Below are 16,055 nucleotides of genomic sequence, written 5' to 3'. Positions count from 1 at the left end.
GCTATCAGTTTCCTAAGGGGATGGATGAGCGTTGGTTTAGTGAAATACAGAAAAATGCTACAGCAGTAGAAGATAGTACGTTATCGAATGCATATTTAGCGTTATATAAGCAAGTGGAAGATCTACTAAGCCCATTAAAAAAAGGCAAAACAGATAATATAAAACGAATAGAGATGTTGTTAAAGGCTTATCCTGCAAATGTAGTAAAAAAATTACTAGGCAATGATGAATTCTGGATCTTAGCTAATAAACTTCCTAGTGGTATCCAGACAAAGTTAATCAATGGTCTATCAAAATATGAAACTTTTGGGCAGGCCATAGCGCAAGGTAAATGGCTACCAAAGATTGATACATTAGGGAAAGCATATGAAGCTTTTGGTAAATTTAGCTCTCCTGTAAAAACCTTTGTAAGTGAAAGTTTGAAAAATGCTAAATGGCTTAAGGGTGCAAAGGAGTTTGGCGTTGCCAAGGGATTAGGGAGTATTGCAAAAGTTGCCACATATGCACAATTAGGGATTACCTTTGTATCCAGTGGTATAGATGAGTATGGTAAGACGGGCAGTATTGGGAAAGGCATCATTGGTGGTGGAATTGAGACATTGAAAAGTATTGGACCACTTGAAGGCATGACACTTTTAGCACCATTGGGTCCAGTTGGTATTGCTATTGGTGGAACTATTGGTTTTGGTAACGTAATTTTGCAAGCAGTAAATCCGCACTTTTATGATGATATAAAAGATGACGCCTATAAATTGTATGATAACAGTAAAGTAGCTATTGGTAAGGGGATTAGTCAAGGATTAAATACTGCTAAACACGTATATAAGGACGTTCAAAATGTAGGGAAATCCCTTGGTAAAGCTATTTCTTCGATTAAGATACCAAAATTTAAGTGGGGGTAAGTAATATGAGAGTACCAAAGATAATGACAGCGTCTTTTGAAGAAAGTTTAGTCTTACTTGATGATAGTTTGATTGACTATATGATAAAAAAAGGAGATCCAAAGCAACTCTATAAGCGACCGATATTAAGTATTCTCTTGATTTTGCCAGTGATTGCTCTTTCATACGGTATGACTTTTCTCTATTACCATCATGACCCAGATTCTCCATTACCTAGTCCAACAATTAATTTTTTACCACATTGGTTTTTTTGGTTAACACTATCTTTATGGATAATCAGTATCGTTTATGTACAGAAACATAGATTTTTATATTTAAAACAGGTGATATATCATGTTAATAGTAACAATTTTATGATTTGGTTGATGGTAATACTTAATTTAATTTTGTTAACTTTTTTCTTCAGTTCGTTAACTATTTTAGGTGTTATTGTTTTCTTCGCTTTAGTTACTATAATAGGTTATTTAGTAGTTAGAAGTAAGTTACGTGCTTTAAGCCAACAACTATTTCAGACTGAGCAAATAAATAATAAACTAGACGATCTGGTGGATAAGTTAATCAAATTTGTGATGAAATATGGCTGGGTGGCAGTTATTTTAGTTGTGTTATGGAAATTTATTTTTCCTGATACAACAGGCGTTAGAACTGATTTTATTGGATTTATCAGTATCCTTGCCATGTGGTTTGTCATGGATATTGGTATCGTAGTAGCAGAGTGTTATTTGTTTTTACCCTATTTGCTTCATGGTTATTATAAGTATAAATATCCAGAAGATTATCGGTTGTGGGAAGAAAAAACACAGATAGAATGGTATGGAAAAAAATATTTTGATAAGCATATTAAAGGTACAACATTAGAAGAAAAAGGAGAGAAACAGAAATGAATTGGAATGAACAACTTTTACCATTAGGTAGTATTGTCCTGCTTAAAGAAGGCATGCAAAAATTAGTCGTCATAGGTCGCGGTGCAGTTTATGAAGATGCAGAAACTGGAAGTGACAGGTTCGCAGATTATATGGGTGCCATTTATCCGACAGGTATTAATCCCGAAAAAACGATTTTTTTTCAACATGAGAATATTGATAAAACTGTGTTTACCGGCTATTCAGATGAAGAAGAAGTCCGCTTTTTGGAGGTTTATGACGCCTGGCAACAAGGTCTAGTTGACGCTTCAGAAAATGAATCTTATACAGCAAAATCATTTGGTTTTGAGTTATATAAGTCAAATTAATAGTCAATAATCCTAAGTTTTCATATGATATCAATACATTATCCGACGGAACTTAAACGAAACAAGCACATGGCAATTTTAAAAAATGGTATAATAAGGTCATGACAATACAGGAAAAAAAACAGGCTAAAATCATTGAACTGGATGAGAATTTAGCCAATAAAATTGCCGCTGGTGAAGTGATTGAACGACCTGCTAGTGTTGTAAAAGAGTTGCTGGAAAATGCCATCGACGCAGCTGCGACACAAATTACGGTCAAAATCGAGGAATCCGGTCTTAAGTCAATCGAAATTATCGATAATGGCGAAGGGATTGCGCGCGATGAAGTTGCCCTAGCGCTCAAACGTCATGCGACCAGTAAGATAAAAGATGTCGATGATCTTTTTCGGATTCGGACACTAGGCTTTCGTGGTGAAGCACTCCCTTCTATTGCAAGCGTCAGTGAGTTAACGATCAATACAGCTGTAGCAGATAATGGTGATGAAAGTGGGACTTTGTTGATTGTCAAGGGTGGTGTTATCATCCAAAATGATGCTGCACCCAAGCGTGTTGGTACACGTATCAAAGTCGAAAACTTATTTTATAATACACCAGCACGGCTGAAGTACATTAAAAGTCTACAGGCTGAGCTGAGTCATATCACTGATATCATCAACCGCTTGAGTTTGGCGCATTCTGAAGTTGCCTTCACTTTGATCAATGATGGACGTGAGATGATGAAGACGGCTGGAACTGGTGATTTGCGTCAGGCGATTGCGGGTGTTTATGGCATCTCCACAGCTAAAAAAATGCTGGCTATTTCAAATTCAGACCTTGATTTTGAAGTCAGTGGTTATGTCAGTTTGCCTGAGCTAACGCGGGCGAATCGCAACTATATTACGATTTTACTGAATGGTCGTTATATCAAGAATTTCCTCATCAATCGTGCGATTGTAGATGGGTATGGGTCAAAATTGATGGTGGGGCGTTTTCCACTTGCGGTTATTGACATCAAAATTGATCCTTTTTTAGCAGATGTAAATGTGCATCCGACAAAGCAAGAGGTCAGAATTTCCAAAGAGCGAGAACTGATGATGCTGATCACGAAAGCAATCAGTCAGGTCTTGCAGCCGCAGACCTTAATTCCAAATGCGCTTGAGAACTTAAATAAGTCAACGTCCACTGCGTCTCCCGTCGCTAAAGCGCAACAAACTAGTCTGCCTTTGACGGGAAAACAGCTATATTATGATTCAGAACGTCAGGACTTTTATGTACAAGAGAAGGCCACAATCGACCTCGTGCCAACGTCACTTTCAGAGCTCTCCGCTGTCAAAGATAGAACGACTGTGTCAAGTTCAGCAGCTGAAACAACGTCTGGAGCAACCACGGAAGCAATACCTGAGGAATCATCCGTGGTTAATGCGGCAGTATCCTTTACATCTGCAGATGATGAGGTTAGTAATAAAAGCTTTCCTGAACTAGAATTTTTAGCTCAAATGCACGGGACCTACTTGCTTTGCCAATCTCCAGAAGGGCTTTATATTGTGGATCAGCATGCGGCGCAAGAGCGTGTCAAATATGAGTATTACCGTGAAAAAATTGGACAGGTTAACTATGATCAGCAACAACTATTAGCGCCTATCTTGATCAGATTAACCCAGGATGAAATTGGCCTGGTATTGGATAAAAAAGAGCTGTTAGCAGAAGCGGGCGTTTTTTTAGCCGCTTATGGAGATGATCAACTCATTTTACGTGAACATCCAATCTGGATGAATGACGATGAAATCGAATCGGCTACTTATGAATTAATCGACCTGCTGTTAGCTGGACGTGATGTATCTGTCAAGAAATATCGAGAAGATTTGGCGATTATGATTGCTTGTAAAAGTTCGATTAAGGCTAATATGTTTATTGATCCCGCCAGTGCCCGCGATTTATTACAGCAACTCGCTCAGTGTAAAAATCCCTATAATTGTCCACATGGTAGGCCAGCTCTTGTCTCGTTTTCAAATACAGACCTTGAAAAGATGTTTAGGCGGATTCAGCAAACACACAAAGGGGGGTGGCATACTCAGTTTTAAGTCGGTCACACTACTGTTTATAGAAAGAAGTTATGTACGAATATTTAAATGGCACGTTAAGCAAAATTACACCAACCTATGTCGTCGTTGACGTATCAGGTCTTGGTTATCTACTCCATGTGGCGAACCCCTACGCGTTTTCAAATCTGTTCAATGCAGAGATTAAAATCTATGTGCATCAAGTCATTCGTGACGACGCGCATACCTTGTATGGCTTTACAGATGAAACCGAGAAACGCTTGTTTTTACAATTGATTTCAGTTTCTGGTATCGGCCCAAAATCAGCACTCGCGATTATCGCGGCAGATGATAATGTCGGCCTTGTGACTGCTATTGATAGTGGAGATATCAAGTATCTGACAAAATTCCCTGGTGTTGGTAAGAAAACTGCCAGCCAAATGGTGTTAGATTTAGAAGGTAAGTTTGACAATGTCGCAGCACCTACACAGGCTGCTAAGGCACCTACTAACGCATCACTCGATGATGCCTTGGCAGCACTGAGCGCTTTAGGGTATAAAGCATCGGAACTTAAGAAGGTTGAGACCTATCTAGACGGTACCACAGACACGACCGAAGGCTTTATTAAAAAAGCATTGAAATTGATGATGAAATAGTTGCGATCTGATAACTTGTAAAGTAGGTGAGATACCTAGGCAAGTTAGCAGCGCAACTTTTTTTATAGGCAACTTACTCGTGTGATAGTCTTAGAATTAGACGAGATCAGCATGAGTAAAGTCAAAGGAGTTGAAGCAAATCATAGTCAGATAATATGACAGAGATAACCCTATATAATAAAATAGTTTGATGATATAATAGAGATATGGAAAATGACAAAATGACATCAGGCGAGTTGCAAGACTTTGACCTTGAAATAGAAGGAAATCTAGCCGAGAGGACGCTCAGACCCCAATATCTAGCCCAATATATCGGTCAGGATAAAATCAAGGAACAACTAGATATTTTTATCAAGGCAGCCAAATTACGTGAGGAGTCACTGGATCATGTGCTGCTGTTTGGTCCTCCAGGACTAGGTAAGACAACCATGGCCTTTGTGATTGCAAATGAACTCGGTGTTAATATCAAACAGACATCTGGTCCAGCAATCGAAAAGGCTGGCGATTTAGTCGCGATTCTGAATGAATTAGAGGCTGGCGACGTCCTGTTTATAGATGAAATTCATCGATTACCGATGGCAGTTGAGGAGGTGCTATATAGCGCCATGGAAGACTTCTATATTGATATTATGATTGGTGGTGGAGATGCTAGTCGCAGTGTTCATCTGGAACTACCGCCATTTACCTTAATCGGGGCAACCACCCGAGCTGGTATGCTATCCAATCCACTACGCGCGCGTTTTGGTATCAATGCGCACATGGCTTACTATGATATTAACGACCTGACAGAAATTGTCACACGAACAGCCGATATTTTTGATGTTGAGATTACGGGAGATGGGGCACATGAAATTGCGCGCAGGAGTCGTGGGACACCGCGTATTGCCAACAGATTACTCAAGCGAGTCCGAGATTTTGCACAGATTAAAGGGACAGGTCTCGTCGATGATGAGGTAACACGAAAAGCGTTATTGATGCTAGATGTGGATGCTTCTGGTCTAGATTATGTCGACCAAAAGATTATCAAAACAATGATAGAGATGTACCGTGGTGGGCCTGTTGGCTTAGGGACACTCGCGGTTAATATCTCGGAAGAACGTGAAACTTTAGAGGATATGTATGAACCGTACTTAATTCAATCAGGTTTCTTGATTCGCACACGTCAAGGACGTTGTGCAACGGCCAAAGCCTATGCACATTTTGGATATGAGTACACCGGAGATTAACTAGAGGACGCTACTTAAGTAGATGTTATTTTATCTAACATTAGCCGTTGACTTTTCTTAAAAGGCACTATATAATGAGAAGAGAGATGATGTGACATCTAGGAGGAGTATTCTAGTGAAAGAACGTGAACTAAGGCGCTCGATGGCTGTCTTTCCCATTGGTGCTGTTATGAAATTAACCGATTTGACAGCACGCCAAATTCGTTATTATGAGGATCAAGATCTGATTTTTCCAGCAAGAAATGATGGGAATCGCCGGATGTATTCGCTTAACGATATGGATGTTTTGTTAGAAATTCGAGATTATCTGAATGATGGCTTAAACATCGCAGGGATCAAGAAAGTTTATGAAAAAAGTAAAGCTGAACTTGCAGAAGTTCAAAATAAATCGATAACTGATGCAGAGGTACGCAAGATACTAGAGCAAGAAATCTTGCAGCAGTCTAGATTTAATAAACCCAGATCGACCTTAAGGTAAGTTTTGGCAGATGAGAGAAACTAAAAGAGATGTTTGTCATGATAGACACTCTTTTTATATGCAGCTAATAAGCTGTAAATGGAATAAAGGAGATACCAGATGGTAACGACTACGACAGATATTTTAAGAGAAGTTAAAGAAAAGAATGTCACATTCTTACGCTTGATGTTCACGGATATTTTAGGGACATTAAAAAATGTTGAAGTGCCTGCAACACAAGAGCAGTTAGCAAAAATCTTAAATAATAAAATGATGTTTGATGGGTCCTCTATCGAAGGGTTTGTACGAATTAATGAGTCGGACATGTACCTCTATCCAGATCTAGACACTTGGATTATTTTTCCATGGGGAGATGAAAATGGGAAAGTAGCGGGCTTGATCTGTGATGTTTATAATCCCGATGGGACCCCTTTTGCTGGAGATCCACGAGGTAACTTGAAACGTGCGCTTAGGCATATGGAAGAGACAGGATTTAAATCTTTTAATCTTGGACCAGAACCCGAGTTCTTCTTATTCAAATTAGATACACAAGGGAATCCAACACTTGAAGTGAATGATCAAGGTGGTTACTTTGATTTGGCACCAACAGACTCAGCTGATAATACGCGCCGTGAGATTGTTAACGTCTTGACAGATTTAGGGTTTGAAGTAGAGGCTAGCCACCATGAGGTTGCGGTGGGGCAACATGAGATTGATTTTAAGTATACAAATGTTTTAGCAGCATGTGATAATATCCAGATTTTTAAACTCGTTGTTAAGACAGTTGCACGTGCGCATGGGCTACACGCGACCTTCATGGCAAAACCTAAGTTTGGGATAAATGGTAGCGGCATGCACTGTAACATGTCCTTGTTTAATCAAGCAGGTGATAATGTCTTTTATGATCCTAAAGGAGAACTAGAACTATCTGAGACGGCTTATCATTTCCTTGGTGGTGTTTTAGATCATGCCTATAACTTCACAGCGATTACAAATCCGACAGTGAATTCTTACAAGCGATTAGTCCCTGGTTATGAAGCACCTGTTTATATTGCTTGGGCAGGACGTAATCGTTCGCCACTTGTTCGTGTCCCAGCATCACGTGGTATGGGCACACGCTTGGAACTCCGTTCAGTTGATCCGACAGCTAATCCTTATTTAGCGATGGCTGTCTTACTTGAATGTGGATTAGATGGTATTGACCGCAAGCTTGAAGCACCTGCACCAGTCGAAAATAATATTTACATGATGACAGGTGATGAGCGCAAAGCAGTTGGTATTAGTGATCTACCATCAACCCTACATAATGCCGTCAAAGCATTGCGTGAGGATGAGGTTGTCAAGTCAGCCCTCGGTGAGCATATCTATACGAACTTTGTCGAAACGAAAAAAGTAGAATGGGCATCCTATGCACAGTTCGTTTCCCAGTGGGAAGTGGATAACTACCTCGATTTATATTAAAACTAAGCAATTCGATCAAATACAAGACAGCGCATTTAGATGCGCATCTTGTATTTTTTTATAGAAAAAATAGCATAAAAAAAGAAAATTCTAAAAATTACAACTATTGTTGCATTCGCATCGAAAAAAATGTATAATGATTAGTGTTAGAACTTATCACATATAGAATGTCAGGAGAATTTAATGATGGACAAAGTCAATATTCCAGAAATCTTTGCTGAGGATGTTTTCACGGATGCAGTCATGCAAGAGCGTTTACCTAAAAGTGTTTACAAACAATTTAAAAAATCAATTGATGAAGGACGAGACCTTGATCTTGCAACAGCCGATGTGATTGCAAATGAAATCCGTACTTGGGCGATTGCTAAAGGTGCAACACATTTCGCGCATCTCTTTCAACCACTTACTGGTGTTACAGCTGAAAAGCAAGACTCATTTATCACAGCACCAAAAGCTGATGGCAGTGTCGTAACTGCTTTTTCAGGTAAAGAGTTGATCAAAGGCGAACCTGATGGCTCTTCATTTCCTTCTGGTGGTTTACGTGTGACTTTTGAAGCACGTGGCTATACTGTATGGGATACAACCTCTTCAGTATTTGTTCGTCATGATGCCGCAGGAACAACACTCTTAATTCCAACTGCTTTCTATTCATATAATGGCGAAGCATTGGACCAAAAAGCACCGTTGTTACGTTCTATGCAAGTTATTTCTGATTCATCTATTAAATTACTCCGTCTTTTCGGTAATACAAGTGCTAAAAAAGTGGCGCCTTCTGTCGGTGCTGAACAAGAATATTTCTTAGTAGATGCTGCCAAATTTGAACAACGTAAAGACTTGATCTACACTGGTCGTACCTTATTTGGTGCACCAGCACCTAAAGGTCAAGAGCTAGATGATCACTACTTCGGTACGATTCGTCAACGTGTAGCCGGCTTCATGAAAAATATCAATGAAGAGCTTTGGAAAGTTGGCGTAACCTCTAAGACACAGCATAATGAAGTTGCGCCAGCGCAACATGAAATTGCACCGATCTATGCCAATGCAAACGTTGCTGTCGATCAAAACCAAGTTGTTATGCAAACTTTAAAACGGATTGCTTGCCAACATGATATGAAATGTTTACTCCATGAAAAACCATTTGCTGGGGTAAATGGCTCTGGTAAGCATAATAACTGGTCACTTGTGACAGATACTGGTGAAAACTTGCTTGAACCAGGTGACACACCACATGAAAATAAACAGTTCATACTTGTACTTGCAGCGATCATTAAGGCAGTGGATAAATATGCTGGCTTGCTACGTGAATCTGCAGCAGATCCAGGTAATGACCACCGTTTAGGTGCAAACGAAGCCCCACCAGCAATCATCTCAGTCTTTTTGGGATCACAGTTAGAAGATATTATTAACCAATATATTGAAACTGGTTCAGCTTCAACATCTATTGAGGGTGGCTTCTTAACAACTGGTTCTTCTGCTTTGAAAGATATCACTAAAGATGCAACTGACCGTAACAGAACATCTCCATTTGCCTTTACAGGTAATAAATTTGAATTCCGTATGGTTGGGTCACGTGATTCGATCGCCTCACCAAATATTGTCTTGAACACGATTGTGGCAGAAGCCTTTGATGATGCATCAGAACGTCTGGCAAAAGCGACTGATTTCGATGCAGAAGTAGATGCATTAATTTCTGAATATGCGAAAGCACATAGCCGAATCATCTTTAATGGCGATGGCTACTCTGACGAGTGGGTTGTCGAAGCTGAAAAACGTGGTCTGCCAAATCTTAAATCGATTGTTGATGCGACAGAAGTTTTGGAATCTGAAGACGTGATCAACTTGTTTGACAATTATGGCGTCTTGACACCAACTGAGTTAAAAGCGCGTGAAGAAGTTAAGTATGAAAATTATGCTAAAGTTATCAATATCGAAGCCTTAACCATGATCGATATGGCAACTAAACAAATTATTCCTGCTGTCATCAAATATACTAAGTCATTAGCTGATACTGTGATTGCAGTCAAGGCAGCTGGTAGCGATGCTAGTGTTCAGGCTGATATTTTAGGAGAAGTATCTGACTTACTTAAAGTAACTAAGTCAGCACTTACTGAGCTTAAGGCAGTGACAGATCAAGCAACTCAAAAAGAAGAAGGCAAAGTACAAGCTCGCTTCTATAACGAAGTTGTCTTCAAGGCAATGGATGCCCTTCGTGCACCTGTTGATAAGCTTGAAATGATCGTCGACAAAGAAGCATGGCCAATGCCATCATATGGCGATTTGATGTTTGAAGTTTAAGCAACAAGTTATGATTATAAAAGACCTACTATACTAAGTTTAGTTAATATAGTAGGTCTTTTTGTATGACTAGATAATATGCTTGCCATGCAAAAACCAGCCCACATTAGTGATCTGGTTTCTGGATTTGTCGTATTTTCTGTGTTGTATAGATGGAGTGATTAAAATTTAAGGCATAACTGACTGAGATTGTGATAAACAAATAGGGCAGGAGTGAAAAACCAAAGACTTCACATCCGATCAGGAGTGGTGCAAAAAATGTGTTAGTGGCTGCAGCAAAAACTGCAGCATAGCCCAATGCGGCTACAAATATCAAGGGCAGGCCCATTAGAGTACCTAATACCATACCAAGTGTGGCCCCGATGGCAAAGAGTGGGGTGACTTCACCACCTTGAAAGCCGATAGACAAGGTCAGTATCGTAAGCAATAGTTTGATGATAAAGTCCCAAGCAAAAATCGGCCCCCCACTAAAAGTAGTGGAGATTAAATTCGTCCCCAAACCAGAATAGCGCCCGTGATCAAAAACGACAAATAAGACGGATAGTATCACACTACCTACAGCGATTTTAAGATAAGGATTAGGCAGTAAAGTGCTTAATCTAGCTTTCGTCTTGCCTAATAGCCAAGAAAAGATAAATCCTGTTAGCCCAAAAGCAATCCCAATCACAACTAGTTTTATGATAATGAGCAAATTGAGTGTTGGCAGTTTGCTGACAGCAATCGAAAATTTTTCTAGGCCAAGAAAATGCGAAGTTTGGGCTGCAACAAGACTTGCAATCAGTGCGGGTAAAATAGCCTGATAGTAAATACTACCTGCAACGATGACTTCAGCTGCAAATAAAGTGGCTGCTAAAGGTGTTTGAAATAAGCCAGAGAAACCCGCCGCCATGCCTACCATGACCATGATATGCCGATTTTTAACCTTGGCTAAGTCACCTAAATAGTTAGCAACACTTGCCCCAATCTGAATCGCGACACCCTCACGACCAGCAGACCCACCAAACAGGTGGGTCAACCAGGTTGTCAGCATGGCAATCGGAATCAAGCGTCTAGGGATAGTCTCATCTGACTGGTTAGCAATACTGAAGACAAGTCCCATGCCTTTGTTAGCTCGCTTACCGAATCGTTGATAGATATAGACAGTGGCAAGACCGGCAAGGGCTAAAAATGGGATGAGATAGTAGAAGTGATCGCTACGAAAGCTAGATACGGCTAATAATATACGCCCAAATACTGCATCAAGAACACCTGTAATCAGACCAATAAGCACAGCCAGTAATGCCCAAATCGCAGTATCGCGATAATCAAGTCTCATGATGTGCATCCGTTCTAATCTTTTAAAGCAGTTTCCTGATAATACCGTGAATTCTTAAGGATATCTTTAAAGGTATTGACGATAGTTTCTGTAAAGATAGGGTCTTGAACATGATTGGCGACTTTTTCTAAAATAATGAGCTCTCGTGTGTTATCAAGGACACGACCACCGGTCATTTTCTTGAAAGTGGCAACTTGTGAGACGAGGTGCATCCGTTTTTCTAAAAGGTCAATCAGTTGATTATCTAATGCATCTATATCGACGCGAATTTCATCAAGGTTCATTTTTATCTCCAAAATTTGATATAATAATAGACGAGAGACTTTAATCTACCAGGTATGGGAACATGTACTGGTTTAGCGTGGTCTATAACAACTATTATATCAGAAAAGTCAGGTGAAAAAGATGTCGAGACAAGAAAAATATGAGCTAGCCCTGTTGCAACTTGATGCACTGCTTGATGAAACGGGAAATGCCCTATCCAATTTAGCAAATGCATGTGCCCTCTTATCACAAGTCCTGACTGATCAAGTATTTGTAGGCTTCTACTTATTTGATGGTGAAAAACTTGTTTTAGGGCCTTTTCAAGGCGGTATCTCGTGTGTCAATATTACCCTTGGTAAAGGTGTTTGTGGTCAAGCTGCCAGTGAAAATAAGACAATCATCGTGGATGATGTCAGCTTGCATCAAAACTATATCGCTTGTGATGCAGCAGCCCGTTCTGAGATTGTCGTTCCCATGGTTAAACATGGGAAGTTACTCGGTGTCCTTGATCTAGATGCCACTATCATCAAGGGGTATGACCAAATCGATCGTGAGTTTCTTGAGCAATTTTGCCAGCTATTAATTGATAAAACGACTTGGCATTTTAATCAATTTTCAATTGAAGCAAAGGATGAAAAATGAGCTATCAAGCCCTATATCGTAAGTACCGAAGCCAGCGCTTTGATGACATGGTCGGCCAAGAAGTCGTGTCGAAAACATTAAAGAATGCCATCGTCACAAATCAAATCTCGCATGCCTATCTCTTCTCTGGTCCTAGGGGAACAGGTAAAACATCAGCTGCAAAAATTTTTGCAAAAGCGATTAACTGTCCAAATCAAGTAGCCGGTGAGCCTTGCAATCACTGTGAAATCTGTCAAGGTGTTACCAATGGCTCCCTTGAGGATGTGATTGAGCTGGATGCTGCGTCGAATAATGGTGTAGATGAAATCCGTGAAATCCGAGACAAATCGACCTATGCACCATCTCGTGCTACCTATAAAGTTTATATTATAGATGAGGTGCACATGCTGACGACAGGGGCCTTTAATGCCCTACTCAAAACGCTTGAAGAACCAACTGAAAATGTCGTTTTTGTATTGGCAACAACTGAAATTCAGAAAATACCAGCTACCATTCTATCACGCGTCCAACGGTTCGCCTTTAGAGCAATCACATCAGTCGATATTAGTCAGCATTTAGCCGATATATTGACACAAGAAGCAGTCACATTTGAAACAGATGCCATAGACTTGATTGCGACTGCAGCTGATGGCGGCATGCGTGATGCCCTATCAACACTTGACCAAGCCTTAAGCTTTAGCGAAAATGGTTTGACCCTGGATGTTGCTTTATTAGTGACAGGTGCCATTTCAAAGCAGGCTTTAGCGGCCTACATTATGGCGATCTCAGAAGAGAAAGTCGAGGAGGCCCTTGCTCAGTTAGATCAAATTTTTGGTGACGGAAAAAATATGATCCGCTTTACCGAGGATTTGATGGGGCATTTTCGGGATATGCTTTTAGCAGATCAAGCGACACTCCCTGTAGCCAAAGCACAAGTTTTTAACTGGATTGATATCGCGACACAAACCTTGCAAACCTTGAAGCAAACAACACAAGAAAAAATTGCTGCTGACGTCATGACCATGAGGTTGTCTGAGTCTCTAAAAACAGCTGATTATACGACTGCTATTACTGACTTGCAAGCACAAGTTGCTGATTTAAGTCGTAAGCTTGCTTCGGGCGAGTTCACGACGATGCCTAGGACTGAACAAGCTGTGACTGAAAAGAAAGTCACAGCAAAGTCTAGTGCTAGCTACTTCAGTAAAGACTTCGTCTTTAAGGCACTATCCCAAGCAACAAACGAAGCTAGAACAGCGATTCAAGGTGCATGGGAAGAGGTCATTAACTCCTTTGATAGTGGATTTGGCAAGTCAATGTTGCAAAGTACCTCAGCAGTTGCCGCCTCAAGAGAATTTGTTGTTGTGACCTTTGAAAGTGAGTTTATTGCCCAAAAAGCAGTTCAAAATGAAGAACTAAAAGTGCAATTTGGCAATTATATGTCAAATATCGTCGGCTTTGCCCCTGAAATCATCGCCTTAACGAGTGATGATTGGCTAGCAATCCGAACTGAGTATGCGGCCTTGCAAAAGACGAAAAAAACTGATTCGGATGCACCTTCGGCTACAGATCAGGAACAAGATGTGACAAAAAAAGAATCAGATAACCCAATCATTGACCAAGCACAAGCTTTATTTGGAGATGTTGTTGAAATTATAGCGGATTAGCAACTGGTGATGGACAAGTGTGGTTTTAACTCGTGAGTGGCTAAGTGATTTGATAAGCATAGGATAGGGTATATAAAAGGACCAATGATGAAAGATTCGACAGAAATTTTAAGGACATATAAAGCTGGTCAGAAAGTCAACTATGATAAGGTATTACAAGAAGTGATGGCAGACTGGCAGTTACAGCAGGTTCGGCCAAGCATCTTACTGCATAGTTGTTGTGCCCCTTGTAGTACGTATAGTCTAGAGTACTTATCCAGCTATGCGGATGTGACGATTCTATTTGCCAACTCTAATATCCATCCAGCAAGTGAGTATAGCCGAAGAGAGCAAGTCCAAAAAGACTTTGTCGAGACCTTTAATCAAAGAACGGGCGCAAAGGTCGGCTTTATGTCGAGTCCCTATGAACCAGCTGTTTTTAACCAGATGGTCATGGCTAAGGGACTTGAATCTGAACTTGAGGGTGGCAAACGCTGTACAGCTTGTTTTCAAATGCGTCTGGACATCGTTGCTGAAAAAGCGCAAGCACTCGGTTTTGACTACTTTGGCAGTGCCCTGACTGTTTCGCCTCATAAAAATAGCCAAGTGATTAATGAAGTTGGCTTGGATATGCAAAAAATTTATGCTGTGAATTATCTACCGAGTGACTTCAAGAAAAATAATGGCTACCGTCGTTCAGTAGACATGTGTGGGGAATATGATATTTATCGTCAGTGTTACTGCGGCTGTGTATTTGCCGCCAAGCAGCAAGGAGTTGATCTGAAAGCAGTGAATGCAGCAGCCAAAGCTTACCTGACAGAATAAGATAAGAATCTATGAATAGATTTAGTTAAAAGACATGAGCGATAAGCCGATTTAGTATAAAAAGATAAGATACTTCATTACTTGTATCTTATCTTTTTTTCGTTATTTAAACAAAACGGATGACAGTCTTTTCTTTTTCACATAAACGAAGTCTAATATTAAAAAATAAAAATAATCTCATTTAAGTATTGACAATTAGATGGCAGCCTTATATAATGATATTATACTACAACTTAATAGAATAAAGGAGATAGAAAATTTCATGGAATTAAGAATGTTATTAAAAAGAACGCTTATTTTAACAAGTATTGTGACTGGGGGTGTCCTCATGAATGCAACAGTTATTAATGCGGATGACACATATCCCGATGCGTTGCATGCCAAAACAAAATCTGATCTTACATTTATAAAATCAGATACCCCGACACCACCAACACCACCAGGACCAAAACCTGATCCAGATAAAATACCAACTCCAACTCTAAATCCAGAGGGTGCGGAATTAATGATTTCTTATGCACCTAATTTAAAATTTGGTACTCAGTTGAAGTCAGATGCAGCTTTTTTTGCTAAAGCGGATATAGATAGTAAAGGCATTGAATTTTTACCTTTTATCTCAGTATCAGATAATAGAGGGTCTGAACGAAAAGGCTGGAAATTAACAGTTAAGCAAGATACACCTTTTCAGTCAACACGAGATAACAAAAAAGAATTGGCTGGTGCTACGATTACATTCTCTAATCTATTTTATGATGCTGAAGCCGGTGCCCCTAAAGCTGCTTCTGGTGATATTACCTTATCATCCGGAGCACAAGACCTTGCGACTGCAGAGTTGACAACAGGTATTGGATCATGGAGTCTTGGTTTTGGTAGCGAATTAGAAGAGGGAATCGTAGATTACAAAGTAGATACAGAGGGTAAGGCGACACCTATCAAAGGTCAAATTACCAAAGGTGTAAAATTATTTATTCCAAATACTTCTGTTAAAGAATCAGATACTTATACCACGACGATCACTTACGAATTAATCGCGGATCCAGCAGCAGCTTAGTCAAGTGCTAGCTTAATCATTAAAATGAAAAGGAGGGAGCTAGACTTGTTATACATCATGTGAATGTACAAGCTAGCGCCCTTTTTCTAA

The 16,055-nt window shown here is 40.0% G+C and carries 14 protein-coding genes and 1 pseudogene; 13 read left to right on the top strand and 2 right to left on the bottom strand.

Translation table 11 applies throughout. The features are described 5' to 3' along the window. The 9 genes and pseudogenes from RU86_RS08985 to RU86_RS08945 form a co-directional block, all read left to right on the top strand. Nucleotides 1–902 (top strand): annotated as a pseudogene (locus RU86_RS08985) (hypothetical protein); the annotation flags it as partial. A gap of 5 nt (nucleotides 903–907) precedes the next feature. Continuing rightward, a complete protein-coding gene (locus RU86_RS08980; RefSeq protein ID WP_096815007.1) occupies nucleotides 908–1,786 on the top strand; it encodes a hypothetical protein in 879 nt (292 codons plus the stop codon). Beyond that, nucleotides 1,783–2,133, top strand: a complete 351-nt coding sequence (locus RU86_RS08975; protein ID WP_096815006.1) for a DUF4176 domain-containing protein — start codon at nucleotides 1,783–1,785, stop codon at nucleotides 2,131–2,133. Before RU86_RS08980 ends, RU86_RS08975 begins: the two co-directional genes overlap by 4 nt. Before the next feature lie 101 nt (nucleotides 2,134–2,234). Further along, nucleotides 2,235–4,193, top strand: coding sequence for a DNA mismatch repair endonuclease MutL (mutL, locus tag RU86_RS08970; protein ID WP_096815005.1), 1,959 nt, complete (start codon nucleotides 2,235–2,237; stop codon nucleotides 4,191–4,193). 32 nt (nucleotides 4,194–4,225) lie between these two features. Then, nucleotides 4,226–4,807, top strand: a complete 582-nt coding sequence (gene ruvA, locus RU86_RS08965) for a Holliday junction branch migration protein RuvA (protein ID WP_096815004.1) — start codon at nucleotides 4,226–4,228, stop codon at nucleotides 4,805–4,807. Between the two features lie 221 nt (nucleotides 4,808–5,028). Next, complete coding sequence (gene ruvB, locus RU86_RS08960; RefSeq protein WP_096815010.1) at nucleotides 5,029–6,033, top strand: Holliday junction branch migration DNA helicase RuvB; 1,005 nt, start codon at nucleotides 5,029–5,031, stop codon at nucleotides 6,031–6,033. Between the two features lie 115 nt (nucleotides 6,034–6,148). Beyond that, on the top strand, nucleotides 6,149–6,511 hold the full coding sequence (locus RU86_RS08955; protein WP_047914823.1) for a MerR family transcriptional regulator: 363 nt from the start codon (nucleotides 6,149–6,151) through the stop codon (nucleotides 6,509–6,511). A 99-nt stretch (nucleotides 6,512–6,610) separates the two neighbouring features. Beyond that, nucleotides 6,611–7,951 carry a type I glutamate--ammonia ligase gene (gene glnA / locus RU86_RS08950; protein ID WP_096815003.1) on the top strand — a complete coding sequence of 447 codons (1,341 nt, stop codon included), beginning with the start codon at nucleotides 6,611–6,613 and terminating at the stop codon, nucleotides 7,949–7,951. Nucleotides 7,952–8,134: 183 nt separating this feature from the next. Further along, nucleotides 8,135–10,246 carry a glutamine synthetase III family protein gene (locus tag RU86_RS08945; protein WP_096815002.1) on the top strand — a complete coding sequence of 704 codons (2,112 nt, stop codon included), beginning with the start codon at nucleotides 8,135–8,137 and terminating at the stop codon, nucleotides 10,244–10,246. 106 nt (nucleotides 10,247–10,352) lie between these two features. Here the strand turns inward: RU86_RS08945 and RU86_RS08940 are convergent, their stop codons facing one another. After that, complete coding sequence (locus RU86_RS08940; RefSeq protein WP_096815009.1) at nucleotides 10,353–11,561, bottom strand: chloride channel protein; 1,209 nt, start codon at nucleotides 11,559–11,561, stop codon at nucleotides 10,353–10,355. 14 nt (nucleotides 11,562–11,575) lie between these two features. After that, on the bottom strand, nucleotides 11,576–11,845 hold the full coding sequence (locus tag RU86_RS08935) for a chorismate mutase (RefSeq protein WP_096815001.1): 270 nt from the start codon (nucleotides 11,843–11,845) through the stop codon (nucleotides 11,576–11,578). Nucleotides 11,846–11,957: 112 nt separating this feature from the next. On the opposite strand from RU86_RS08935, the gene RU86_RS08930 reads away from it, so the two are divergent. The 4 genes from RU86_RS08930 to RU86_RS08915 all read left to right on the top strand — a co-directional run bounded on the left by RU86_RS08930 (nucleotide 11,958) and on the right by RU86_RS08915 (nucleotide 15,965). After that, on the top strand, nucleotides 11,958–12,467 hold the full coding sequence (locus RU86_RS08930) for a GAF domain-containing protein (protein WP_179296260.1): 510 nt from the start codon (nucleotides 11,958–11,960) through the stop codon (nucleotides 12,465–12,467). Beyond that, nucleotides 12,464–14,110, top strand: a complete 1,647-nt coding sequence (gene dnaX / locus RU86_RS08925; RefSeq protein ID WP_096814999.1) for a DNA polymerase III subunit gamma/tau — start codon at nucleotides 12,464–12,466, stop codon at nucleotides 14,108–14,110. The genes RU86_RS08930 and dnaX overlap by 4 nt, the downstream gene beginning before the upstream one ends. A gap of 87 nt (nucleotides 14,111–14,197) precedes the next feature. Beyond that, nucleotides 14,198–14,914 (top strand): epoxyqueuosine reductase QueH, encoded by a 717-nt coding sequence (locus RU86_RS08920; RefSeq protein WP_096814998.1) that lies wholly within the window; start codon nucleotides 14,198–14,200, stop codon nucleotides 14,912–14,914. 262 nt (nucleotides 14,915–15,176) lie between these two features. Next, entirely contained in the window at nucleotides 15,177–15,965 is a 789-nt protein-coding gene (locus RU86_RS08915; protein ID WP_179296259.1) for a WxL domain-containing protein, read from the top strand. Nucleotides 15,966–16,055 lie beyond the last annotated feature (90 nt).

The sequence above is a fragment of the Pseudolactococcus piscium genome (assembly GCF_002441695.1).
Classification (GTDB): Bacteria; Bacillota; Bacilli; order Lactobacillales; family Streptococcaceae; genus Pseudolactococcus; species Pseudolactococcus piscium.
This window is presented reverse-complemented; position numbering and strand designations above follow the sequence as displayed.

Coding starts and splice junctions, on each gene's coding strand:
- RU86_RS08980 (WP_096815007.1), top strand. CDS start 908: ATGAGAGTACCAAAGATAATGACAGCGTCTTTTGAAGAAAGTTTAGTC.
- RU86_RS08975 (WP_096815006.1), top strand. CDS start 1,783: ATGAATTGGAATGAACAACTTTTACCATTAGGTAGTATTGTCCTGCTT.
- mutL (WP_096815005.1), top strand. CDS start 2,235: ATGACAATACAGGAAAAAAAACAGGCTAAAATCATTGAACTGGATGAG.
- ruvA (WP_096815004.1), top strand. CDS start 4,226: ATGTACGAATATTTAAATGGCACGTTAAGCAAAATTACACCAACCTAT.
- ruvB (WP_096815010.1), top strand. CDS start 5,029: ATGACATCAGGCGAGTTGCAAGACTTTGACCTTGAAATAGAAGGAAAT.
- glnA (WP_096815003.1), top strand. CDS start 6,611: ATGGTAACGACTACGACAGATATTTTAAGAGAAGTTAAAGAAAAGAAT.
- RU86_RS08945 (WP_096815002.1), top strand. CDS start 8,135: ATGATGGACAAAGTCAATATTCCAGAAATCTTTGCTGAGGATGTTTTC.
- RU86_RS08940 (WP_096815009.1), bottom strand. CDS start 11,561: ATGAGACTTGATTATCGCGATACTGCGATTTGGGCATTACTGGCTGTG.
- RU86_RS08935 (WP_096815001.1), bottom strand. CDS start 11,845: ATGAACCTTGATGAAATTCGCGTCGATATAGATGCATTAGATAATCAA.
- dnaX (WP_096814999.1), top strand. CDS start 12,464: ATGAGCTATCAAGCCCTATATCGTAAGTACCGAAGCCAGCGCTTTGAT.
- RU86_RS08920 (WP_096814998.1), top strand. CDS start 14,198: ATGAAAGATTCGACAGAAATTTTAAGGACATATAAAGCTGGTCAGAAA.
- RU86_RS08915 (WP_179296259.1), top strand. CDS start 15,177: ATGGAATTAAGAATGTTATTAAAAAGAACGCTTATTTTAACAAGTATT.